Annotated in this window: 20 protein-coding genes; 2 read left to right on the plus strand and 18 right to left on the minus strand. The window is 74.1% G+C overall.

Annotated features, from left to right (window positions below; all coding sequences use genetic code 11):
• Positions 1 to 44: 44 nt before the first annotated feature.
• From LH044_RS04560 to LH044_RS04645, 18 genes are all read right to left on the minus strand, one after another.
• Positions 45 to 1,187: a tetrahydrodipicolinate N-succinyltransferase N-terminal domain-containing protein gene (locus LH044_RS04560; protein ID WP_227758616.1), complete on the minus strand. Its 1,143-nt coding sequence runs from the start codon at positions 1,185 to 1,187 to the stop codon at positions 45 to 47.
• Positions 1,188 to 1,245: 58 nt separating this feature from the next.
• Complete coding sequence (gene dapE / locus LH044_RS04565; protein ID WP_227758617.1) at positions 1,246 to 2,331, minus strand: succinyl-diaminopimelate desuccinylase; 1,086 nt, start codon at positions 2,329 to 2,331, stop codon at positions 1,246 to 1,248.
• Between the two features lie 81 nt (positions 2,332 to 2,412).
• Positions 2,413 to 3,264, minus strand: a complete 852-nt coding sequence (locus LH044_RS04570) for a hypothetical protein (protein WP_227758618.1) — start codon at positions 3,262 to 3,264, stop codon at positions 2,413 to 2,415.
• Between the two features lie 84 nt (positions 3,265 to 3,348).
• The gene (locus tag LH044_RS04575) at positions 3,349 to 4,509 is read right to left on the minus strand and encodes an aminotransferase class I/II-fold pyridoxal phosphate-dependent enzyme (protein ID WP_227758619.1); all 1,161 of its coding nucleotides are present in this window, start codon (positions 4,507 to 4,509) and stop codon (positions 3,349 to 3,351) included.
• Complete coding sequence (gene hflX, locus LH044_RS04580; RefSeq protein WP_227758620.1) at positions 4,506 to 6,002, minus strand: GTPase HflX; 1,497 nt, start codon at positions 6,000 to 6,002, stop codon at positions 4,506 to 4,508. The genes LH044_RS04575 and hflX overlap by 4 nt, the downstream gene beginning before the upstream one ends.
• Positions 5,999 to 6,811, minus strand: coding sequence for a diaminopimelate epimerase (gene dapF, locus LH044_RS04585; protein ID WP_227758621.1), 813 nt, complete (start codon positions 6,809 to 6,811; stop codon positions 5,999 to 6,001). The genes hflX and dapF overlap by 4 nt, the downstream gene beginning before the upstream one ends.
• Positions 6,799 to 7,812 (minus strand): tRNA (adenosine(37)-N6)-dimethylallyltransferase MiaA, encoded by a 1,014-nt coding sequence (gene miaA / locus LH044_RS04590; RefSeq protein WP_227758622.1) that lies wholly within the window; start codon positions 7,810 to 7,812, stop codon positions 6,799 to 6,801. The genes dapF and miaA overlap by 13 nt, the downstream gene beginning before the upstream one ends.
• On the minus strand, positions 7,809 to 8,462 hold the full coding sequence (locus LH044_RS04595; RefSeq protein WP_227758623.1) for a hypothetical protein: 654 nt from the start codon (positions 8,460 to 8,462) through the stop codon (positions 7,809 to 7,811). Before LH044_RS04595 ends, miaA begins: the two co-directional genes overlap by 4 nt.
• Positions 8,459 to 9,928 carry a MiaB/RimO family radical SAM methylthiotransferase gene (locus tag LH044_RS04600; RefSeq protein ID WP_227758624.1) on the minus strand — a complete coding sequence of 490 codons (1,470 nt, stop codon included), beginning with the start codon at positions 9,926 to 9,928 and terminating at the stop codon, positions 8,459 to 8,461. Before LH044_RS04600 ends, LH044_RS04595 begins: the two co-directional genes overlap by 4 nt.
• A gap of 354 nt (positions 9,929 to 10,282) precedes the next feature.
• A complete protein-coding gene (gene recA / locus LH044_RS04605) occupies positions 10,283 to 11,317 on the minus strand; it encodes a recombinase RecA (protein WP_374210592.1) in 1,035 nt (344 codons plus the stop codon).
• 256 nt (positions 11,318 to 11,573) lie between these two features.
• On the minus strand, positions 11,574 to 12,875 hold the full coding sequence (locus LH044_RS04610) for a CinA family nicotinamide mononucleotide deamidase-related protein (RefSeq protein ID WP_227758626.1): 1,302 nt from the start codon (positions 12,873 to 12,875) through the stop codon (positions 11,574 to 11,576).
• Positions 12,876 to 12,922: 47 nt separating this feature from the next.
• Entirely contained in the window at positions 12,923 to 13,498 is a 576-nt protein-coding gene (locus LH044_RS04615; RefSeq protein WP_227758627.1) for a CDP-alcohol phosphatidyltransferase family protein, read from the minus strand.
• Complete coding sequence (gene rimO / locus LH044_RS04620; RefSeq protein WP_227758628.1) at positions 13,495 to 14,832, minus strand: 30S ribosomal protein S12 methylthiotransferase RimO; 1,338 nt, start codon at positions 14,830 to 14,832, stop codon at positions 13,495 to 13,497. Before rimO ends, LH044_RS04615 begins: the two co-directional genes overlap by 4 nt.
• Positions 14,833 to 14,907: 75 nt before the next feature.
• The gene (locus LH044_RS04625; protein WP_227758629.1) at positions 14,908 to 15,846 is read right to left on the minus strand and encodes an SMP-30/gluconolactonase/LRE family protein; all 939 of its coding nucleotides are present in this window, start codon (positions 15,844 to 15,846) and stop codon (positions 14,908 to 14,910) included.
• Between the two features lie 58 nt (positions 15,847 to 15,904).
• Entirely contained in the window at positions 15,905 to 17,143 is a 1,239-nt protein-coding gene (locus LH044_RS04630; RefSeq protein ID WP_227758630.1) for a lipase family protein, read from the minus strand.
• Between the two features lie 151 nt (positions 17,144 to 17,294).
• Complete coding sequence (locus tag LH044_RS04635; RefSeq protein ID WP_227758631.1) at positions 17,295 to 17,747, minus strand: (4Fe-4S)-binding protein; 453 nt, start codon at positions 17,745 to 17,747, stop codon at positions 17,295 to 17,297.
• Between the two features lie 34 nt (positions 17,748 to 17,781).
• Positions 17,782 to 18,045, minus strand: coding sequence for an MGMT family protein (locus tag LH044_RS04640; protein WP_227758632.1), 264 nt, complete (start codon positions 18,043 to 18,045; stop codon positions 17,782 to 17,784).
• Positions 18,046 to 18,080: 35 nt separating this feature from the next.
• Entirely contained in the window at positions 18,081 to 20,588 is a 2,508-nt protein-coding gene (locus LH044_RS04645) for a DNA translocase FtsK (RefSeq protein ID WP_227758633.1), read from the minus strand.
• 83 nt (positions 20,589 to 20,671) lie between these two features.
• Between LH044_RS04645 and LH044_RS04650 the strand changes: the two genes are divergently transcribed.
• On the plus strand, positions 20,672 to 21,721 hold the full coding sequence (locus tag LH044_RS04650; RefSeq protein WP_227758634.1) for an aromatic ring-hydroxylating dioxygenase subunit alpha: 1,050 nt from the start codon (positions 20,672 to 20,674) through the stop codon (positions 21,719 to 21,721).
• A 3-nt stretch (positions 21,722 to 21,724) separates the two neighbouring features.
• Positions 21,725 to 22,702 carry an LLM class flavin-dependent oxidoreductase gene (locus tag LH044_RS04655; RefSeq protein ID WP_227758635.1) on the plus strand — a complete coding sequence of 326 codons (978 nt, stop codon included), beginning with the start codon at positions 21,725 to 21,727 and terminating at the stop codon, positions 22,700 to 22,702.
• The last annotated feature ends 17 nt before the right edge of the window (positions 22,703 to 22,719 follow it).

The raw sequence follows: 22,719 nt of genomic DNA on the forward strand, positions 1-22,719 counted from the left end.
CCGGGCGCCGGCGCGGCCCACGTGCGGCAGCGCGCCCCGGTGCGTCAGTTGGCGTGCAGGGCGGCGTTCAGGCCCTCCTGCCACGTGCCCTCGCGCGGCAGGACCTCCACCGTCCCCGACACCGAGTTGCGCCGGAACAGCAGGTCGGGTGCGCCGCTCAGCTCCTTGGCCTTGCTCCGGGTGCCGTCCGGCAGCGTCACCACGGTCCCGGCGGTGACGTAGAGGCCGGCCTCGACGATGCACCCGTCGCCGAGCGAGATGCCGATGCCGGCGTTCGCCCCGATGAGGCACCGCTCCCCCACCGCGATGACCTCCTTGCCGCCCCCCGACAGCGTGCCCATGATCGACGCGCCCCCGCCCACATCGGTGTCGGCGCCCACGACGACGCCCGCCGAGATGCGCCCCTCGACCATCGACGATCCCAGCGTGCCGGCGTTGAAGTTCACGAAGCCTTCGTGCATCACCGTCGTGCCGTCGGCGAGGTGGGCGCCGAGGCGGACCCGCTCCGCATCCGCGATTCGGACGCCCGTGGGGACCACGTAGTCGATCATCCGCGGGAACTTGTCCACGCTCGTGACGCCGATCACCCCGCCGGTGCTGCGGATGGCCCGCTGCGCCGCTGGGAACGAGGCGACGTCGCAGGGCCCGAGGGTGGTCCACACGACGTTCGACAGCAGGCCGAACTGGCCCTCGAGGCTCAGCCCGTGCGGGGCGACGAGCCTCGACGACAGCAGGTGCAGGCGCAGGTAGACGTCGTGGGCGTCGAGCGGCGGCGCGTCGAGCGACGAGATCGAGGTCAGCACCGGGACCTTCCGCACCGGGAGGGCATTCGGGCGCTCGACGAGCGAGGAGAGCGCCTCGAACGCGGCGACGTTCGGGTGCGCGTCCGGCTGGCCGCGGTGCACCTCGGCCCGGGCCAGCACCTCGGCGATCTGCTCGGGCGACAGGACCACGGTGCCGAACGGCTCCTCGGTCCCGCAGGCGTCGGCGACCACGGCCGCGAAGCCCGTGGCCGTCCCCAGGTTGAGCGACGTGAACCACGTGTCGAGCACCGAGCCGTCGGCGTCGGCGATCGTGGCGATGCCGATGCCGAAGGCGGCAGGCTCCGCGAACCCGGGGCGCTGCCGGGCGGTGGCCACGAGCTCCTCGAACTCGGCGGCGGTGGTCGGCCGGGGCTGGTCGCTCACTGGGTGCTGGCTCCTTCGTGCACGGTGCTGTGGTCGGTGATGCGGCGGCGCCGCCGTCTTAGGTCTGGTCGGGTCCGTGGGCCAGCAGGTCGTCGAGCACGGCCCACGTCCGCTCCAGGCTCGCGCGCTCGACGCGCTCCTCGGCCGTGTGGGCCAGGGTCGCCCGCCCCGGGCCGAGGTTGATGGCCGGGACGCCCCACTCGGTGAAGCGGGCGACGTCGGTCCAGCCGAGCTTCGCCCGCACGTCGAGCCCGTGGCGGCGGACGAGCGTCGACACCACCGGGTGCTCGAGCGCCGGCCAGGCCGCAGGTGAGCGGTCGAGCACCTCGATGGTGTCGCCGTCCTCGATGACGGGTGCCAGCACCTCGCGGACGTGGGCCTCGGCCTGCTCGAGGTCGCGGTCCGGGGCGAAGCGGTGCACGACGTCGGCCGTCGCCCGGTCGGGCACGACGTTGCCGGCGACGCCGCCCTCGACGTGGGTGGCGAGCAGCGCCTCGTGGAACTGGCAGCCGAGGATGACCGGCTGGCGGGGCTCGTAGTCCTCGAGGATCGCCAGCAGGCGACCGAGGCGGTGGATGGCGTTGCGACCCATCCACGCCCGTGCCGCGTGTGCCCGGGCGCCCGCCATCGTGACGCGCAGCCGGAGCACCCCCTGGCAGCCCGCCTCGACGGAGCCGTCGGTGGGCTCGCCGAGCACCGCGGCGTCGCCGACGAGCAGGTCGGGGCGCTCGCGCTCCAGCTCCAGGAGCCCGGACTCGGAGGCCGCGACCTCCTCACGGGCGTAGAAGACGTAGGTGACGTCGACCGCCGGGTCCTCGTGCCGGCGCGCCAGCTCCAACATCACCGCCAGGCCGCCCTTCATGTCGGCGGCGCCGAGTCCCCACAGGACGTCGCCGTCGAGCCGCGGCACCTCGTTGCCGTTGGCCGGCACGGTGTCGGTGTGGCCGCCCAGGACGACCCGCAGCGGCCGGCCGAGGTCGGTCCGGGCCACCACGTTGTCGCCGACGCGGTCGACGACCAGGTGCGGCAGGGACCGCAGCTCCTGCTCGACCAGGTCGGCGAGCGACTGCTCCTCGAAGCTCTCCGAGCGCACCGCGACGAGCGCCGCGGTGCGGTCGAGGAGGTCGGCGGGCGCGTCGGTCACGGCGTCGTGTCTACACGCGCCCGCGGCCGGACGCGAACGGGGTTGCGGTCCGCGTCGCGGGCGCCGGGGCGCCCGCCCGGGTCAGGCGCCGCCGGTGGGTGGCGGAGGCGGAGGCGGCGTGGCGGGACCGGAGGGCGGCGGCGGGCTCGCCGGCGGGGGGCCGGCGGGCGGCGGCGACGCCGGGGTCGGGCCGGCGGGAGGCGGCGGCGACGCCGGAGGAGGCGGGGCGGGCTGGCCGTACGGCGCCTGACCCGGAGCGGGCTGGCCGTACGGCGCCTGACCCGGAGCGGGCTGGCCGTACGGCGCCTGACCCGGAGCGGGCGGGACGGCGCCGCCGGGCGGCGGGGGGAACCCCCCTGGGGGCGGCGGACCGCCGACCGGGGCGAACCCGGCGTTGCGCTTCTTCCACCCGGAGCGGCGCACGAGGCCGACGATCAGGAAGATGATGGCCGCGATGAAGAGCAGGCCGCCGAGCCCGAAGCCGCCCAGGATCGCGAAGGCAAGACCGGCGAGGCCGCCGGGGAAGCTGGGCAGCTTGAGGACCGTGTACTCGCCGCCGATCCGATCGCTGCTGCCACAGCTGAGCTCGTAGCTCTCGCCGTCCTTGGTGTCGAACGTCTGGGCCTCGGTGAAGCTCTGCCCGTTCGCGTCGGCGGTGAAGCTCCCGCTCGGCGTCGAGAACGAGATCGAGCTGCCCGATCCGTCGGTGCCGGTGCAGTCCGCCGGGTCCGTCAGGAGCACCAGCGCGCCGGTGTCGCTCGCTGCGGTGAACGACGTGGTCTCGCCGAACGGCGTCGTGGTGGCGATGTCGTCGACCGTGCCGGCCACGGTGGTGAGCCCGGCGATGCCGGTGCCACATCCGCCGAGCGCCAGCAGGAAGCACACCAGCGATGCGATCAACCACCCCTTGGGGGGCTTGGGTCCGTCAGCCATGAGATCTCCTGGGCCGGGTCCGAGGGGGCCGAGAAGCGGCCCGCCCCTCCAGTATCACGGCTCCGCGAGCCGATCCGGCGGATCTCAGGCCGACAGCGGTCCGACCCGGGCCTCGAGCAGGTCCAGCGCGGCGTCGGGCTGCACCATCGCCAGCCGCACGTGGTCCGCTGCGGCGTCGCCGTAGAACTCGCCGGGGCTGGCCACGACGCCGAGGTCGGTCGCCAGGCGGCGGGCCAGGCCCCAGGCGTCGCCCTCCGGCGCCGGGACCCACAGGTAGAACCCGCCCTCGGGCAGGGGCGCGGCGACGCCCGTGCGGGCGAGGATGCCGGCCATCCGCTCGAGGCGCGTCCGGTAGCGGAGGCGCTGCTCGTCGACGGCGAGCTGGTCGGCCAGCGCCGCCACGCCCGCCGCCTGGGCCGGGCCAGGGACCATGAGCCCTGCGTGCTTGCGGACCTCCTGGAGGTACCCGACGACGTCGGCGTCGCCGGCGTAGAAGCCGACCCGGAGGCCGGCGAGGTTCGAGCGCTTGGAGAGCGAGTGGACCGCGACGACGCCCGGCGCGCCCGCCTCGAGGATCGTGTGGCCCGGCTGCTGGCCGGCGACCACCGGGGTCCCGGCCCAGGTGAACTCGACGTAGCACTCGTCGCTGAGGACCAGCACGCCGTTGGTCCGGCCCCACTCGGCGGCGGCGTCGAGGTCGTCGAGCGCTCCGGCGGGGTTGCCGGGCGTGTTGCACCACAGGCAGAGGGCCCGGGCGGCGTCGTCGGGGTCGACGGCGGAGAGGTCGAGCCGCCAGCGGTCGTCGACCGGCACCGGGACCGCCCGGCAGCCGGCCAGCGTCGCCCCCATCGCGTAGCTCGGGTAGCTGACCGCCGGGTACAGCACGGTGTCGCGCGACGGGTCGCGGAGCCGCAGCCAGTGCGGCAGGCCGGCCACCAGCTCCTTCGTGCCCACGCAGGCGCCGACGGCCGACGGGTCGACGTCGACGGCGAAGCGCCGGGCGAACCAGCCCGACACCGCGTCGCGGAGGGCCGGGGTCCCGATCGACGGCGGGTAGCCCCGCTCCGTGTCCGACCCGGCGAGCGCCTCCAGCACGGCGCGGGGCGGCGGGTCGTGGGGCGTGCCGATCGACAGGTCGACGACGCCGCCCGCGGCGCCGAAGCGCTCCGCAGCGAGGGCCTCGACCTCCCGCAGCCGGTCGTACGGGTACGGCGGCGGGACGAAGCCCGCCGTCGCCTGGGTCACCGGCCGCCCCCGGTCACGAACTCCGCGAACCGCGGGGCGCTCGAGGCGGCCAGGCGGGCCGAGATCCGCACGCCGTCGTCCTCGGCGGTCTCCGTGACGACCTCGCCCGCACGGTGCAGCGCGGCGATCACGTCGCCACGGTCGTAGGGCACGAACAGGTCGACCGCGGGCAGCAGGGCCCGCAGGCGGTCGCCGATCCGGAGCAGGAGGTCCTCGACGCCGTCGCCGGTGACGGCGGAGATGGCGACCGACCCGGGGTGGTGCTCGACCAGCTTCTCGGCCCCGGGTCCCCGGTCGGACTTGTTGAACACGAGGAGCTCGGGTCGCACGGCCTGGTCGTCGGGGGCGATCTCCCGTAGGACGGCCCGGACGGCGTCGATGTTGCCCTCGGGGTCGGCGGCCGACCCGTCGACGACGTGCACCAGCAGGTCGGCCTCGTTGGCGACGTCGAGGGTCGAGCGGAACGCCTCGACCAGCTGGTGCGGCAGCTTGCGCACGAACCCGACGGTGTCGGTCAGCAGCACCGACTCGCCACCCGGCAGCTGGAGGCGACGGGTCGTGGCGTCGAGGGTCGCGAACAGCCGGTCCTCGACGAGCACGCCGGCCTGCGTCAGGCGGTTGAGCAGCGTCGACTTGCCGGCGTTCGTGTACCCGACGATCACGACGTTGGGGATGCCGGCGCGCCGGCGCGACTTCCGCTGGGTCTCGCGCGTGCGGGAGATCTGGCGGAGCTCGGCCTCGAGCCGGTGCATCTGGCGCGTGATACGGCGGCGGTCGATCTCGAGCTGCGTCTCACCCGGACCCCGCCGGGTGCCGACGCCACCGGCCTGCTGCGACAGCGACCCGCCCTTGCCCCGGAGCCGGGGCAGCCGGTACCGGAACATGGCGAGCTGGACCTGCGCCTTGCCCTCCTGGCTGTGGGCGTTCTGGCCGAAGATGTCGAGGATCACCGCGGTGCGGTCGATCGCCGTCCGGCCGAGCAGCTTCTCGAGGTTCCGCTGCTGCGCGGGCGACAGCTCGTCGTCGAACACCACCGTGTCGCAGTCCGTCGCCTCGGCGACCTGGCGGATCTCCTCGGCCTTGCCGCTGCCGACGTAGGTGGCGGGGTCGGGCGCCCCGCGGCGCTGGACGACGCGGGCCACGACGTCGGCACCGGCGGTGTCGACCAGGAGCTCGAGCTCGTCGAGCGACTCGTCGAGGAGCTCCTCGCTGACGCCGGGGAGCGCCACGCCGACGAGGACGATCCGCTCCCGGAACGTCCGCTCGATGAACGCGCCGGACTCGCCGCCGAACTCGCCGAAGGCGCCCCGGTGGGTGTCGTCGTCGACGGGGGTCCCGACCGACAGGCGGTCGAGGTCGAGGCTGTCCGGCTCCAGCGCATCGAGGCTGTCCGGGTCGAGCGCGTCGAGGCCGGTGCCGGCGACGCCGACCTCGTCGAGGTCGGCCCCGTCCAGGTCGGCGCCCTCGGGTTCGAGGTCGTCATGACCGGTCACGGGACCACCACCTCGGCGACGAACGTGGAGGGCCCGGTCAGCAGGGCGCGGGGCCCGTCGACGTCGACGACGGCCACCCCTCCGGGCATGTGGACGTTGACGTGCGGACCGACCGATCCCCAGCGGTGGGCGGCGACGGTGGCCGCGACCGCACCAGACCCGCAGGCCTGGGTGATGCCGACGCCGCGCTCCCAGACGCGCAGCTCGAGGTCCTCGTCGGACGTCGGCGCGACGACGTGCACGTTGATGCCGGCCGCGAAGCTGCGCTCGAGGTCGGGGCCCACGGCGGTCAGGTCCACGGCGTCGGGGTCCTCGACGAGGAACACCACGTGCGGGTTGCCGATGTCGACCGTCGCCCGCTGCAGCGCCGGGAACTCCTGTGCGGCCGCGCTCGGGGTCGGCCCGTCGGTGGGCTCGCCCATGTCGACCTGGGTCCACAGCTCGCCGTCGACGTCGCCCTTGACGGTGCGGAGCTGGCGCAGGCCCCCGGCGGTCTCGACGAGCACGTCGCCCTCGCCCCGGCCCTCGCGTCGGAGGACCGCCTGGGCGAGGCAGCGGATGCCGTTGCCCGAGATCTCGGCTTCCGAGCCGTCGGCGTTGAGCAGGACCATGTGCACATCCGCATCTCCTCCCCCGGGAGGGAGCGCGTAGATCAACCCGTCCGCCCCGACGCCGGTGTGGCGGGCGCACAGGGCGCGGGCCACCTCGGGATCCGGGGTGAGGGCCGGGCGGGCGGCATCGACGTGGTCCAGCCAGTGGGCGACGAGGAAGTCGTTGCCGAGGCCGTGGAACTTGGTCAGTCGCAACACGATGGACCCACGGTAGTGGTGGGATTGGCGCCGTCAGGATCGAGTATCCCCGCCGGTCCGGCCGTGGCGGACCAGTGCTCGTCGAGCCGCCGGGCCACCTCGTCGGTGGGCCCCGCGGCGAACCACTCGATGCGGGGATCGCGGCGGAACCAGCGCTCCTGGCGGACCGCGAACCGTCGGGTGCGCTGGATCGCCACGTCGAGCGCCTCGTCCCGGGTCATCTCGCCCCGGAGGTGCGCCAGCAGCTCGCGGTACCCCAGCGCCTCGGCGGCGGTGCGCGAGAGTCGGTCGCCGAGCGCATCGAGCGCGACGACCTCGTCCAGGAAGCCGTCCGCCACCTGGTGCCCGTACCGCTCGGCGATGCGCCCGGCGACGACGTCGCGTGGCACCGTCAGGCCGGTGAGGACGAACGGCGTCGGCGGGAAGGCGGTGAGGCCGGGGCCCGACGAGGAGAACGGTCGGCCGGAGCCGATCGTGACCTCGAGCGCCCGCAGCAGGCGGCGGCGGTTGCCCGGCGGCACGCGGCCGGCCGCGACGGGGTCGAGCTCCTCGAGGCGGGTGGTGAGCTCGTCGGTCGTCAGGGGCTCGAGCGCGGCCAGGACCTCGGGGTAGCGCCCGGGCAGCTCGAGTCCGTCGGTCACCGCCTGGACGTAGAGCCCCGTCCCGCCGACGAGCACGGCCGAGGCGCGGCGCGACTCGATGTCGTCGAGGGCGTCGTCGGCCAGCTCGACGAAGCGCTGCACCGAGAACTCCTCGGTCGGGTCGACCACGTCGAGGAGGTGGTGCGGGATGCCGGCGCGCTCCTCGACCGTCGGCGTGGCGGTGCCGACGTCCATGCCGCGGTACACGGCCATCGAGTCGCAGCTCACGACCTCGGTGGGCTGCCCGCGGTCGCTCCGGCGACGGGCGAGCGCGGCCGCCGCCGCCGACTTGCCCGAGGCGGTCGGACCGACGAGCACCAGGTGGCGGCCCGGCGGGCGGGTGGCGGTGCGGGCCTTCACCGCCGGCCTCCGGTGACCGCGGCGACGATCGACCACCAGTCGAGGCGGACCGGGTCGAGCGGCTCGATGGACGGACGGGCCTCGACGTAGGCGGCGGTCAGGCCGAGCACGGCGCCGGGACCGAACGTCGCCACGACGTCCGCTGCCGCGACGGCCAGGTCGCGGTAGGGGTCGCTCAGGGCCGCGTCGCCCTCGTCGACGAAGGTCGGCGGCGGCACCCGCCGAGGCGACCGTCGGATGGTGAGGTTCGCCGACCCGCCGAGCGAGGGCTCCCCCGCCGGTTCGGCCAGGACCAGGTTGTCGAACGTCGCCCGGCCGATCGTCGGGACCTCGTCGGTGGCTCGCTCGGTGACCCGGTCGAGGCCGTCGCCCAGGACGGCGAGGAGCCGCGACGGCTCGACCGGCGCGTAGGGCGAGCCCTCGGGCGCCCGCCAGCCGGCCGCCACGGCGGCCTCGACCACGGACACCGCGTCGGAGGGCCGGAGCCGGGGCAGCGACGCTCGGTCGGAGCCGAGGGGCGATCGGCCGTCGTGGACGGCCGCCGCCGCGCGGCCGAGCGCGCCGATCAGCACGGCGGGATCGGGCGGGATGCGGTCGACGTCGAGGCCGGCGACCGGATCGCCCGAGGGGCGCGGCCGCCCGTCGCTCACGCCACGCTCACCGGGATGCGGCGGCGGTGGGTCGGCTCGGCGAGCACCTCGACGAGCCGGCCGACGAGGTTGGTGGTGGAGGCCTCGGTGACCTCCACCGAGGCGTAGGTGCCGGGACGCAGCGGCCGGTCCGACGGGAAGTGCACGAGGCGGTTGTGGCGGGTCCGGCCGCTCAGCCGGCCCGGGTCGCGCCGGCTCGGGCCCTCGACCATGACCTCCTCGATGCGGCCGATCCGGCCCTCGTGGCCGAGGCGGGAGGTCCGCTCGACCACCGTGCGGAGGCGGCCCATGCGCTCGACGGCGACCTCGTGCGGGACAGGGTCGCTCAGGTCGGCGGCCTCGGTGCCGGGACGGGACGAGTAGACGAACGTGAAGGCGTTGTCGTAGCGGGCCTCGGCGGCGACCTCGAGCGTGGCCTCGAAGTCGGCGTCCGTCTCGCCGGGGAAGCCGACGATGATGTCGGTGGTGACGGCGAGGTCGTCGATGCCGGCCCGCGCCGCCGCGAGCCGCTCCAGGTAGCGGTCGGCGGTGTAGCCCCGGTGCATGGCGGCGAGGACCCGGTCGCTGCCGGACTGCAGCGGCAGGTGGAGGTGCTCGCAGACGCTGTCGACGTCGGACATGGCGGTGATCGTCTCGGGGCGCAGGTCCTTCGGGTGGGGGCTCGTGTAGCGGACCCGACGGATGCCGGGCACCTCGCCGACGACGCGGAGGAGGTCGGCGAACAGCGGCCGGGCCCGGTGGGCCGGGTCCTGCTCCCACGCCGCGCCGGCCAGGAAGGCCGGATCCGGCGCGTCGTCGGTCGTCGCGCCGCGGAGGCGGAGCGTGAGGTCCCGGCCGTAGGAGTTCACGTTCTGGCCGAGCAGGGTGACCTGCGTGACGCCGTCGGCCGCCGCCCGCTCCACCTCGGCCACGACGTCGCCGAACGGGCGACTGATCTCGGGGCCCCGGACGGCCGGGACGATGCAGAACGCGCAGCTGTTGTCGCAGCCGATCTGGATCGTGACCCAGGCCGAGTGGCCCGACTCGCGCACGACCGGGAGCGCCGACGGGAACAGCTCGTGGTCCTCGGCGACCGTCTCGGACAGGATCTCGGTGACCGAGCGGCCGTGGGCCTGGTGCTCGTGAAGGAGCTCGACGGCGCGGTGCACGTTGTGGGTGCCGAGGACGACGTCGACGTACGGCGCCCGCGCCGCGACGCCCTCGCCGTCCTTCTGCGACAGGCAGCCGGCGACGACGATCTCCATGTCGGGACGACGGTCCTTGACCGACTTCAGGTGGCCGAGCGTGCCGTACAGCTTGTTGTCGGCGTTCTCCCGGATGCAGCACGTGTTGAGCACGACGACGTCGGCCTCGTCCACGTCCGCGGCCGGGACGTAGCCGTCGGCCTCGAGCAGCCCGGCGAGGCGCTCTGAGTCGTGCTCGTTCATCTGGCACCCGAAGGTGCGCACGAGGTACCGCTTGGTCACGTCGGTAGCGTACGGCCCGTGGGTGAGGGCTCCGAAGTCGAGATCCGCGGCTGAACGTGTGCGGGATCGGCCCGTGGAGGTCCGATCTCGCACACGAACGGCCGGATCGGTGCGAACTCGGGCACGACGGACCAGCAGGTGGTCGCTGGCGCCCGAGATCGCCGGGCCCGCTCGCCGGCCAGGGCCCCGGACGCGACGAACCCGTCGCGCGGTCCGTCCTGGGGTGGGGGCGCGCGACGGGTTGCGTCGTCCTGGGGACTCGCCGACGGCCGCGGCGCGCGAGGCACCGTGCGGCCGCAGCCGGAACGAGGATCAGTGCACACGCCGGCCCCAGCGACCGGCGTGGCGGGCTGATCAGTCCAGGGAGATGGGGAGGTCGTCGGGATCGACCACGTCATCGGAGAGGTCCACCGACTCCTCCGACTCGCCCTGCCCGATGCCGACGGCACGGAGCACGCGATCCTGGATCTCCACCATGACCTCGGGGTGGTCGGTGAGGAACGCCTTGGCGTTCTCCCGACCCTGGCCGAGCTGCTCGCCCTCGTACGTGTACCAGGCGCCCGACTTCTTCACGATGTCGTGCTCGACGCCGATGTCGAGCAGCGATCCCTCGCGGCTGATGCCCTTGCCGTACATGATGTCGAACTCGGCCTGCTTGAACGGCGGGGCGACCTTGTTCTTGACCACCTTCACCCGGGTCCGGTTGCCGACGACCTCGACGCCGTCCTTGATGGACTCGATGCGGCGGATGTCGAGGCGGACCGACGAGTAGAACTTCAGCGCACGACCGCCCGGGGTGGTCTCGGGCGAGCCGAACATCACGCCGATCTTCTCCCGCAGCTGGTTGATGAAGACGCAGATGGTCTGGGTCTTGTTGAGGTTGGCGGTGAGCTTGCGCAGCGCCTGGGACATGAGCCGGGCCTGCAGGCCGACGTGGCTGTCGCCCATCTCGCCCTCGATCTCGGCCCGGGGCGTGAGCGCCGCCACCGAGTCGACGACCAGCACGTCGATGGCGCCGGAGCGCACGAGCATGTCGGCGATCTCGAGCGCCTGCTCCCCCGTGTCGGGCTGGGAGATGAGCAGCTCGTCGACGTCGACGCCGATCTTGGCGGCGTACACCGGGTCCATGGCGTGCTCGGCGTCGACGTAGGCGCAGATGCCGCCGTTGCGCTGCGCCTCGGCCACCACGTGCATGGCGAGCGTGGACTTGCCGGAGGACTCCGGGCCGTAGATCTCCACCACGCGGCCGCGGGGCAGGCCGCCGATGCCGAGCGCGATGTCGAGCGCCAGTGCGCCGGTCGGCACGGACTCCACCGCCATGGAGCCCTTGTCGCTCATCTTCATGACCGAGCCCTTGCCGTACTGCTTCTCGATCTGGCTGAGCGCCATCTCGAGTGCCTTCTCTCGCTCCACGTTCCTGTTCCCTTCGTGCTCGGCGGGGGCCGCCGGTCGGTGGTTCGGGGGCCGTTGCACGGCGCCGATCAGTTGGTGCGCTGACCGTACCGAGGGGGTCTGACAGCGCTCCCCGTCGGCAGAACACGAGCGTAGTTACGAACGGGTGTTCGACTCAAGCATTTCCGACCGGAAACCAGGTCGACGGGATTTCTGGGGTCAGGATCGCGACAAGGTTTGTCGCTGTGCACCCCTATATCCCGACGAGGTGGCGGCGGAGGAGGCCGAGCAGCGAGATCACCGTGAACTCCCGCACCTGCCGCCGCCGGCCCGGCAGCCGCACCTCGATCGAGTCGAGGACGCTGTCCGGATCGCCCGGGTCGCCGATCGCGACCGCCATGCAGACGGTGCCCGCCGGTCGGCCCTCCTGCTCGTCGGGTCCGGCCACGCCGGTCGCCGCGATCCCCACGTCGGTGCCGAGCACCCGGCGGGCGCCGAGCGCCATCGCCCTCGCCGCCTCCTCGGTCACCACCGGGCCCTCGGGCACGCCGAGGAGGTCGAACTTCACGTCCGACGCGTAGGACACGATCGAACCGCGGAACACGTCGCTCGCGCCGGCGACGTCGCAGATCCGCGAGCCGACCATGCCGCCGGTCAGCGACTCCGCGACGCCCAGCGTCAGCGAGCGCTCGCGCAGGAGGTCGAGCACGACCGACTCCATCGTGTCGTCGTCGACGCCGAACACGACCTCGCCGAGGATGCCGCGGACGACGGCCTCCTCGGCCCGCAGCACCTCGGCCACGAGCGCCTCGGTCGGGGCCTTGGCGGTCAGGCGGACCTTGAGGCCCTCCATGCCCGAGGCGAGGAAGGCGATCGTGGCCGTTCCCTCCTCCCCCGCCTCAGCCAGGCGGTCGAGCTCGTCGAGCCGGTCGGCCAGGATCTCGGCCAGGCCGGACTCCGACTCGCCCCAGGTCCGGAGCGTGCGGCTGGCGATCACCGAGGTGATGCCGGCGCGGCGCTGCAGGTCGGGCAGGACGGTCCCGCTCACCATCTCCTGCATCTCCCACGGCACGCCCGGCACCGCGTAGATCACCTTCTCGACCGGCTCGCCCGTCGTCGCGTCGGGCCGCGTGACCGGGCAGACGAGCCCGGGCGCGGTGCCCGGCTGCTGCGGAATGAACTCGGCGCCGACGGGCTTCATCGCCTGGCGCAGGTTGTTCATCGGCATGCGCCGCCCCCGCCCGCCGAACATGGCGATGATGCGCTCGGCGGCCTCCTCGGACTCCTCGAGCGGGACGCCCATGACCGCGGCGATCGCCTCCCGGGTCAGGTCGTCCTGGGTCGGGCCGAGGCCGCCGGTGCAGATGACGGCGTCGCTGCGCGACAGGGCCAGCTCGATCACGTCGACGATGCGCCCGAGGTTGTCACCCACCTTCGTCTGGAAGTACGAGTCGAGCCCGGCGAGCGCGAGCTGCTCCCCGATCCAGGACGAGTTCGAGTCGACGATCTGGCCGAGCAGCAGCTCGGTGCCGACGGCCACCACCTCCACGCGCATGGGCGGCAACCTACCCGCCGGTGCGAGGGCTCCGGTGATCCCGCCGGTCAGTCCCGGGCCATCGTGGTCGTCGCCCGGGAGCCGGCGTGCAGGTACTGCGCTGCGCTGATCCACGCCACCGCGACGCCCGCCCACAGCAGGCCGTCGGCGATCCAGGTCACGTCGGTGAACCACGGCCAGGTCACGAACCCGACCGAGCTGAACTGGAGGAACGTCTTGAACTTGGCGACGTTCGACGCCGGCACCGCGAGGCCCCGTCGCCCCCAGTAGCTGCGGAACGCGGAGATCAGCGCCTCGCGGAGGGTGATCAGCACGACGGGCAGCCACCAGAACCGTCCCGCCAGCACCATCGCCCACAGACCGCCGAGCGCCAGCACCTTGTCGGCCAGCGGGTCGAGGAACGCGCCGGAGCGCGTCGTGCCCTGCCGCCGGGCCAGGTAGCCGTCGAGGCTGTCGGAGGCCGTGATGCAGAACCACAGGGCGAAGAGGAACCAGCCCGACTGCTCCTGGATGATCAGCGCGAAGGCGACCGGCGCCAGCAGCAGCCGGACGATCGTGATCACGTTGGCCGGCGTCAGCAGCGCGCCCGGACCGAACGTCGCGGCGCGCTGGTCCGTGCTCACGACGATCGCACCGCGCCGGCCGCCGCGCGGTCCCCCACCGGCACGGCGGTCAGGTCGGGCCCGGCCGCCGCGGTCACCTCCACCAGGTGCAGCTCCCCCACCGCCAGGTCCTCGGGGACCTCGACGATCCCGTCGATCTCGGGCGCCTCACGGTGCGAGCGGGCGACGCCCGGCTCGTCGACGAGGACGACGGTCCGCTCGCCGACCAGCGCGTCGCGGCGCTCGCCGGTGATGCGGTCCTGCAGCTCTCGCAGCTCGGCCAGGCGCTCGGCGACGAGGCCGTCGTCGACACGGCCGTCGAGCCCGGCCGCGTAGGTGCCCTCCTCGTCGGAGTAGGAGAAGAAGCCGCACCAGTCGAGGCGGGCCGCCTCGACGAAGTCGAGCAACCGGTCGTGGTCCTCCTCGGTCTCGCCGGGGTATCCGACGATGAAGTTGGAGCGGAGCGCGGCGTCGGGGCGCAGTGCCCGGATGCCGTCGATCCGGCCGAGGAAGCGGTCGCCGTCGCCCCAGCGGCGCATGCGGCGCACGAGCGGCGCCGACACGTGCTGCAACGACAGGTCGAAGTACGGCACCGGGCCGGTGGCGATCAGCTCGACGAGCTCCTCGGTCAGCTCCGACGGGTACAGGTAGAGGAGCCGGACCCGGTCGACCTCGTCGGCCACCGCGCGCACGAGCTCGGCGATCGGCGTGGTCCCCGGGGGCGCCTCGACCCGGCCGTCGCCGGTCCGGTCCCGGCCGTACGCGGCCAGGTCCTGCGCCACGAGCACGACCTCCCGGACCTGCAGCGCGCGGACCTCGTCGAGCACGGACGCCACGGTCCGGGACCGCTGCGGCCCGCGGAAGCTCGGGATGGCGCAGAAGCCGCACGCCTTGTCGCAGCCCTCGGCGACCTTCACGTAGGCCCACGGGCGCGCCGAGCGGGGCCGGGGCAGGTTCAGCAGGTCGAGCGTCGGCGGCGCCGGCTCGACGGACACCGGGATGAGACCGCGGCGACCGGCGGGCGTGCGCCCGAGCGTGACCGGCACGCCGAAGCCCGCCACGGCGTCGACCTCGGGCAGCGCCCGGGCCAGCTCGTCGCCGTAGCGCTCGGCCATGCAGCCGGTCACGACGAGCTCGGCGCCGTCGGCCCGGCGCTCCTCGAGCGCCAGGATCGTGGCGACGCTCTCCTCGCGGGCCTCCTCGACGAAGGCGCACGTGTTCACGACGACGAGGTCGGCCTCCTCGGCGGAGGCGGCCGGGACCAGCCCGTCGGCAGCGAGGGTGCCGGTGAGCTTGTCGGAGTCCACCTGGTTCTTGGGGCAGCCGAGCGTCTCGACCCAGTACGTGCGCGGCACCCCCGAAGGGTACCGGCGCCGCCCGGTGGGCTCCGTGACGGGCCCGCGGGGCGGGTGGTCCTCCCCCGGGAGCGCCTACGTGTTGGCCAGGCGCAGGCCCGGTCGGGGCCACTCGGCGGACAGGAGCCGGCCGGTGGCCGAGGCCGTGGCGTAGGCGGTGCGCAGGTCGGGGCCGCCGAAGCAGATGTTGGTCACCAGCAGGTCGTCGGCCGGGTGGTGCTCCACCTGCGTGCCGTCGGGCGACACGGCGGTGATGCCCCCGTTGACGAGCGTGCCGACGCAGACCCAGCCGTCGCCGTCGACGGCGAGCGAGTCGAGGAGCTGCATCCCGGGCAGGCCGACCAGCAGGTCGCCGTGCGGCGCGAGGAGGCCGGACCCGGAGGCGACGCCGGGCTCGGGCACGTCCCACGACCACACCCGCCCGGTGTGGGTCTCGGCGACGTAGACCTTGTCGCCGGCGGGCGACAGCCCGACGCCGTTCGGGGCGTCCATCGGGAAGATCACCTCGCGGATCGTGGAGCCGTCGGCCGTCGCGTAGAAGACGCCCGTGCGATCGCTCGACCGCTCCAACCGCACCCCGTGGTCCGTGAACCAGAACCCTCCGTGGGCGTCGAAGACCAGGTCGTTCGGGGCCCGCAGCGGTCGGCCGTCGCACTCGGTGTAGACGGTCGTGACCTCGCCGGTCGACGGGTCGACGCGCTGGATCGACCCACCGGACCACGAGTCGGGCACGCCGCCCGGTACCAGCACGCCGCCCAGGTCGACGAACTCGAAGCAGCCGCCGTTGTTCGTGATCCACACGTCGCCGTCGGGACCGATGGCCGCTCCGTTGGGGCCGCCGCCGCACTCGGCCACCACCTCGACGGCGCCGTCGGCGCCGACACGGCTGAGCGTGCCACGGGCGATCTCGACGAGCAGCACGCTCCCGTCGTCCATGGCCACGGGCCCCTCGGGGAACCGCAACCCGCTCGCCACCGTCGTCCACTCCGTCGCGATCGTCGTCGCGTCCGTCATCGCCGGATCACCTCCGCCATGGCTGGTCCTCCTGGTCTCTCGTCCGGTCCGTCGTCGATCATCCTGGCTGCGGGCAGCCGTCGGGCGCGGCCTCGCCGTCGAGTCGGGCCTGCAGCCACGACTCGATGGTGGCCCGGGCGCCCTCGAGCGCCTTCATGTCGTGGTTGCCACCCGGCACCACCTCGAGCTCGACGACCTGGCCGACGGCGCACATCGCGTCGAACAGCGCCTGGGTGCGGGCGGGGGCGACCACGACGTCGGCGTCGCCCTGGACGAGCAGGACCGGCGCGCCGGCCCGGACCCTCCCCGGGTTGTTGGCCTGGCTGACCTTCCGGCCGAGGTCGGTCGTCAGGGGGTCGACCGTCCAGTAGCCGTCGGTGGGCATGGCGGCGATCTGCCCCCCGAGGTCGGCCAGGCACTTCGTGCGCATCTGCTCGGCGAGGGCCCTGAGCGCCGGCGTCGCGAACTCCTCGGGTCGGATCTCGGGGTGGTCGACCGCCATGCCGTAGACCGCCATCGCCTTGACGGCGTTGATCGTGAGCGGGACGTCGCCCGGGAACGTGCGGTCGAGGTTGGAGCCCGGGGCGAGGGCCACGGTCCCCAGCAGGTCGAGCTCGGGGGCGTAGTCGTCGGACAGCTCGCCCGCGAACAGGACCGCGTGGCCGCCCTGGGAGATGCCGACCGTCGTCCACTCGTCCGAGGCCACGACGTCGGGCAGCTGCCGGGCGGCGCGCACGACGTCGATCACGCTGTGCCCCTCGGCCGGACCCGACAGGTAGGCGTGGAGCTGCCCGTTGGGACCGAGGCCCAGGTAGTCCGACGCGGCCAGGATGCCGTCGGTGCCGAAGGCCGGGATGCCGCCGCTGCCCCGGCTCGGCGCGCAGCCGGGCGCGAGGCCGACGGTGCCGTGCCCCCACGACAGCGTGGGCCAGCCGCCCTCGGGCGCCTCGCCGACGGGCACCGACACCACGCCCGTCACCGCGGCGTCGCGGTCCTGCGCGTCGCGCGAGTGGTACATGACTCGGTAGGTCGCGCGGTCGGGCTCCTCGGGGCGCTCGATCCACTCGTAGCGGATCAGCCGGCCCGGTTCGCCCTCGGGGAGCGGGTCGGGGACGTCGTAGAAGTCACCGGGGCCATCGAAGGCGGCCAGCGAGGTCGTCGTGGTGCTGGGCGTCGACGAGCCGGCGTCACCCGCGGCGTCGTCGTCCGACGAGCACGCGCCCACCGCGAGCGCCGCGACGGCGGCCACGGCGACGACCGCCGTGCGCCACGGCGCGGCCCACCTCGAGCTGGGCATGTGCCCCCCTTCCACCGGGACGCCGTCCCGACGCCGCGGCCCCCCGACCGTGGTCGTCCGCACCGTACCCGGGACGGTCGGCGGTGCGTCGGACCGTCCGCCACCCCGACGGGGGCACCGCCGGTCCGGACGCCCGGGCCGACGCAGGCGCTCAGCCCTGGAACGAGTTGCGCTTGTGGGTGCCGTCGCAGAACGGCTTGGTGGCCGATCCGCCGCAGCGGCACAGGAACGTGCGGTCGTCCACGGACAGGACGTTGCCCTCGCCGTCCACCACCTCGACCACGCCCACGATGGCGAGCGGCCCGTTCGGCTTCACGTTCACGCGGACGGCCGTGCCGTCGGAGGTGGGCGCGTCCTCGTCGTCGCGGGCGGCGCCGGGCCCCGGGGCGGCGCCGTCGGTGCGGGTGTAGGTCAGCGCCCGGCTGGGGCAGCCGTCGACCGCCGCCGCCACCACGTCGGCCGGCGCGGCGCCGGCCCGGATCCACGGCCGGGCGTCGCGGTCGAACACCTCGGGCAGCGCGGTCACGCAGTTCAGCGAGTGGATGCAGCGCGCCGAGCGCCAGTGCACCGTGATGCCCTCCGCCCGGTAGTCCTTGGCCGCCATCGGCGCCTCCTGCGTCGCTCCCCGGATGATCCGGTCAGGGCTCCCAGAATGCCGCGGCGAGGTCGACCTTCCCCGACGGTCGCAGCGGCGTGCCCTCGGACCGGTGCCGGGCCCGGGCCTCGGCGGCGAGGTGGGCCGGCAGGGTGCCGTCGGCGCGCACCACCCGCCACCACGTCACGGCGCCGCCGTCGCGGGCCATGACGGCACCGACCTGGCGCGGCCCCGTGCCCACGACGTCGGCGATCGCGCCGTAGGTCGTCACCCGCCCGGGCGGCACCAGGTCGACGACCTCGAGCACCGCCTCGGCCAGCGCTTCGGGGTCGAGGGGTGCGGTCAGAGCGCGCCGGACTCGATCATGTTGTCGAGCTCCTCGGGCGTCATGAGCACGTCCCGGGCCTTCGACCCCTCGGACGGACCGACGACGCCCCGCTCCTCGAGCAGGTCCATGAGCCGGCCGGCCCGGGCGAAGCCGACCTTGAGCTTGCGCTGCAGCATCGAGGTCGAGCCGAGCTGGCTGCGCACGACGAGCTCCATGGCCTGCGTGAGCAGCTCGTCGTCGTCGCCCCCGGTCGTGCCGCCGCCACCCGGACCACCGGAGTCCTCGGAGCCCTGCACGTCGGAGACGTACTGCGACTCGACGTCGGGCGCCTGGCGGCGCCACGAGGACACGATGGACTGGACCTCGGACTCCTCGACCCAGGCGCCCTGGATGCGCTCGGGTGCGCTGGAGCCGCCCTCGAGGAGGAGCATGTCGCCGCGGCCGACCAGCCGCTCGGCGCCGCCCTGGTCGAGGATCACCTTGGAGTCGGTCGCCGAGGCCACTGCGAAGGCGAGCCGGGCCGGCACGTTGGCCTTGATGACGCCGGTGATCACGTTGACCGACGGGCGCTGGGTGGCGATGACGAGGTGCAGGCCCACGGCGCGGGCCATCTGCGCGATGCGGCAGATCGACTCCTCGACGTCTCTCGGGGCCACCATCATCAGGTCGGCGAGCTCGTCGACGACGATCAGGATGAACGGGAGGCGCTCGTAGGTGCGCTCCTCACCCGGCTCGGCCTGCAGCTCGCCCTTGTCGAACTTGGCGTTGTAGCCGGTGATGTCGCGGACGCCGACCTCGGACAGGAGGTCGTAGCGCCGCTCCATCTCCTTGACGGCCCAGTTCAGGGCGTTGGCGGCCTTCTTCGGGTTGGCCACCACCTGCGTGAGCAGGTGCGGGATCCGGTTGTACTGGGTGAGCTCGACCCGCTTGGGGTCGATGAGGATCATCCGGACCTGCTCCGGCGTGGCGCGCATCATCACCGAGGTGATGATCGAGTTGATGCAGCTCGACTTGCCCGCACCGGTCTGGCCGGCGATGAGGAGGTGCGGCATGGTCGCCAGGTTCATCAGCTTGGCGATGCCGTTGATGTCCCGGCCGACGGCGACCTGCAGCGGGTGCGTGGCCCTGCGGGCCTCCTCGGAGGTGAGGATGTCGCCGAGGTTCACGACGACCCGGTCGGCGTTGGGCACCTCGACGCCGATGGCCTGCCGGCCCGGGATCGGCGCCAGGATGCGGACGTCGGGCGACGCCATGGCGTAGGCGATGTCCTTGTGCAGCGACGTGACGCGGGCGACCTTCACGCCGGTGCCGAGCTCGAGCTCGTAGCGGGTCACGGTCGGGCCGACGGTCATGCCGACGATCCGGGTCTGCACGCCGTGCTCGGCCAGCGCCGACACCAGCACCTGGGCCCGCGCCTCGACGGCCTTGGTGTCGACGTCGCGTCGGCCGGAGAGCGACAGGAGCTTGACCGACGGCAGCTTCCACGCGGACCCGGCCACGCCGGGCGGCAGCTCGATCTCGAGCTGGGTCGGGTCGACCTCGGTGTCGGCGACGACGACCGACGGCGTCGCCGTCTTCTTGGAGCGGGTGCGCTTCGGCTTGGCCGGCGCGTCGACGTCCTGGTCGTAGAGGACCGCGGTGTGCTCGGCCTCGTCGGCCTCGCCGTCGTCGTCGGCCGGCGGACCGACCCGGAACAGGTCCGAGAGCCACGACGTGAGCGCCCGCCAGAGCGGGCCGACGCCGCGACCGACGTCGTGGCCGACGGTGCGCAGCGACCGGCCGCTGAGGAGGCTGGCCGACAGCAGGGCCAGGACGACCAGCACGGCGAGCGCGCCCCAGCGTCCGACCAGACGCTCGAACACGCCCGCGACGCCGGCGCCGACCAGGCCACCGGCCTCGGCGTACGCATCGAGCCCGTCGGGCTCAATGCTGCGGTCCTGCCCGAGGGCGACGTCGAGCAGCCCCAGGAGCGTGAGCGTCCCGAGCACGCCGCCGACGAGCCGGCGGAGCCGGGCGACGTGGCGCTCGTGCGGGTCGAGGGCCCCCTCGTCGTACTCGTCGGGGGCGACGTCGAGGTGGTCGGCGGTCAGGTCGACGTCGGTGCGACGCGGCCCGACGATGACGAGGACGCCCCCGGCGACGAGGGCCGGCGGCAGCAGCACGTCGAGGCGGCCGAGCAGCCCGGCGGCGAGGGACGCCACGCCCGAGCCGAGCGGCCCGGCGGCGCCGGCGTAGATGCCGATGGCGGCGACGACGCCGAACAGGACCAGGACCAGGCCGGCGATGTCGTGGCCGTGGCCGTCGAGCAGGACGCCCAGCCCCGGTGTGGTCCGCTCGGCGGTCGCGGCGCGGGACCGGCCGCTCGTCGAGCGCGACCGGCTCGACGACCGTGAGGTCGACCGGCGGGCGGCCGAGGAGCGGGACCCGCCCGACGACGACCGGCTCGTGCCGCTGCTCCGCCGGGTCGTGTCGCCGCTCCGCCGAGGAGTGGTCTTCTGCTTGCTCGCCACAGTGCCCGTCACGCTACCCACCGTGACCGACACCGCGGCGGAGCCCCGCCACGGAGGGGTTCCCGTCAGTCCCTAAGCGCGCTTAGTATCAGGGGATGCTCGTCAGCGAGATCCCCGCCCTCCGGGACCACTGGTACCCGGTCGCCTACGCCGACGCGGTCACCACCGAGCCGCTGCCCGTCCGGATCTTCGGCGAGCGCCACGTCGTCTGGCGCCCCGCCGCCGGTGCGCCGCCCGTGGCGGCGACCGACCGCTGCCCCCACCGGGCCGCCCGCCTGTCGCAGGGCTGGGTCGACGGCGGCACGCTGGTCTGCCCGTACCACGGGTGGCGCTACGACGCCGACGGGCGCTGCACCGAGATCCCGGCCGCCGAGCCCGGCGTGCCGGTCCCGCCCCGGGCCTGCCTGCGCACCGACGCCGCCGGGGAGCGCTACGGCCTCGTCTGGATCTGCGTCGGCGACCCGTCGTCGGGCATCCCGGACCTGGGCGAGGCCGACGCCGAGGGCTACACGCTCATCCACGAGATGATGGAGGTCTGGTCGGCCAGCGCACCGCGCATCGTCGACAACGCGCTCGACGTGAGCCACGTGGCCTTCGTCCACCGGGGCTCGGTGGGCTCGGCGACCAACCCCCGGTTGTCGGACTACACCGTCGAGCGCGACGGCACGCGGCTGCGGTTCGAGGTCTCGTACGTGGCCGCCGTGCCCGAGCTGCAGAAGCGCAACACCGGCATCACCTCGGACCTGACGAGCCGCTCGACCGAGGCCGAGCTCGTCGAGCCGCTCGTGTTCCGCGGCAAGCTCACCTACCACGAGAACGGCCTCGAGCACGTCCTCTACAAGACGGCGACGCCGATCGACGACGACACGACGCTCTTCTGCCAGTTCATCGCCCGCAACGACGACCCGTCGCCAGACCGCTGGGACGACATCTCGGCAATGGACCGCCAGGTGCAGGCCGAGGACAAGGCGCTGCTCGAGGAGATCGAGTCCGACCTGCCCACCGACGTCACGTCCGAGGTGCACATCAAGGCGGATCGCATGACCCTCGAGTACCGCCGCATCCTCGGCGAGCTGGCCGAGCGGCCGGCGGGCGCGCCCGGCGGCGCCCCCGCCGAGGAGCCCGTCGCGGTGCGGGTGGGCTGAGCCGTGCACGTCTCGATCCAGACCCCACCCGAGCACACCACCTACGCCGCGCTGCTCGACATCTGGCAGGCGGCCGACGAGCTCGGCTTCACCGGCGCCTACACCTTCGACCACATGGTCCCCCTCAACGACGGGCCCTCGGGGCCCGACCCCGACGGGATCCCGGCCGGCCCGCAGCTCGAGGGCTGGATGGCGCTGGCCGCCCTCGCCTCGCACACCGCCCGGCTCGAGGTCGGCACGCTCGTCACCGGCGTCACCTACCGCCACCCGTCGGTGCTGGCGAAGATGGCCGTGACGCTCGACCGCATCACCGACGGGCGGGCCGTGCTCGGCATCGGGGCGGCGTGGCACCAGGCCGAGCACGAGCGCTACGGCATCGCGTACCCCGAGGTCGGCGAGCGGATGGAGCGGCTCGACGAGGCCCTGCAGGTGTTCCGCCTGCTGTGCGCGGCCGGGGCCGACGGCGGCCGGGCCGACTTCGACGGCCGCTGGTACTCGCTCGACGACGCGCCGTTCGACCCGGGCCCGGTCCGGCCCGGCGGCATCCCGGTGCTGGTCGGCGGCAGCGGTCCCCGCCTCCTGCGACTCGTCGCCCGACGGGCCGACCGCTACAACGGCTTCTGGGCGCCCTGGGAGTGGGGCGACGTGAACGCACGGCTCGACGACCTCCTGGCCGGCCGCGATCGCACGCCGGGGTCGCTGCAGCGCACCGCGTTCGTGTTCGGCGAGCTGTCCGGCGACGCCACCGCCGAGGCCGCGCTCGTCGCCCACTTCGCCCGCCAGCGCGGCGGCACCGACGACGAGGTCCGGTCGCGCGTGCTCGTCGGATCGCCCGACCACATGGTCGAGGTGCTGCGCTCGTTCGCCGACGCCGGCGTGGACGGGGTGATCGTCAACCTCCGGTCGCCGGTCGACCTCGGCGGGCTCGAGCGGTTCGCCCGAGAGGTCCTCCCCGCCGTCGCCGGCCCGGCGCCCGCCTGACCGCCCGTCGCCCCTGA

The sequence above is a fragment of the Dermatobacter hominis genome (assembly GCF_020715685.1).
Classification (GTDB): Bacteria; Actinomycetota; Acidimicrobiia; order Acidimicrobiales; family Microtrichaceae; genus Dermatobacter; species Dermatobacter hominis.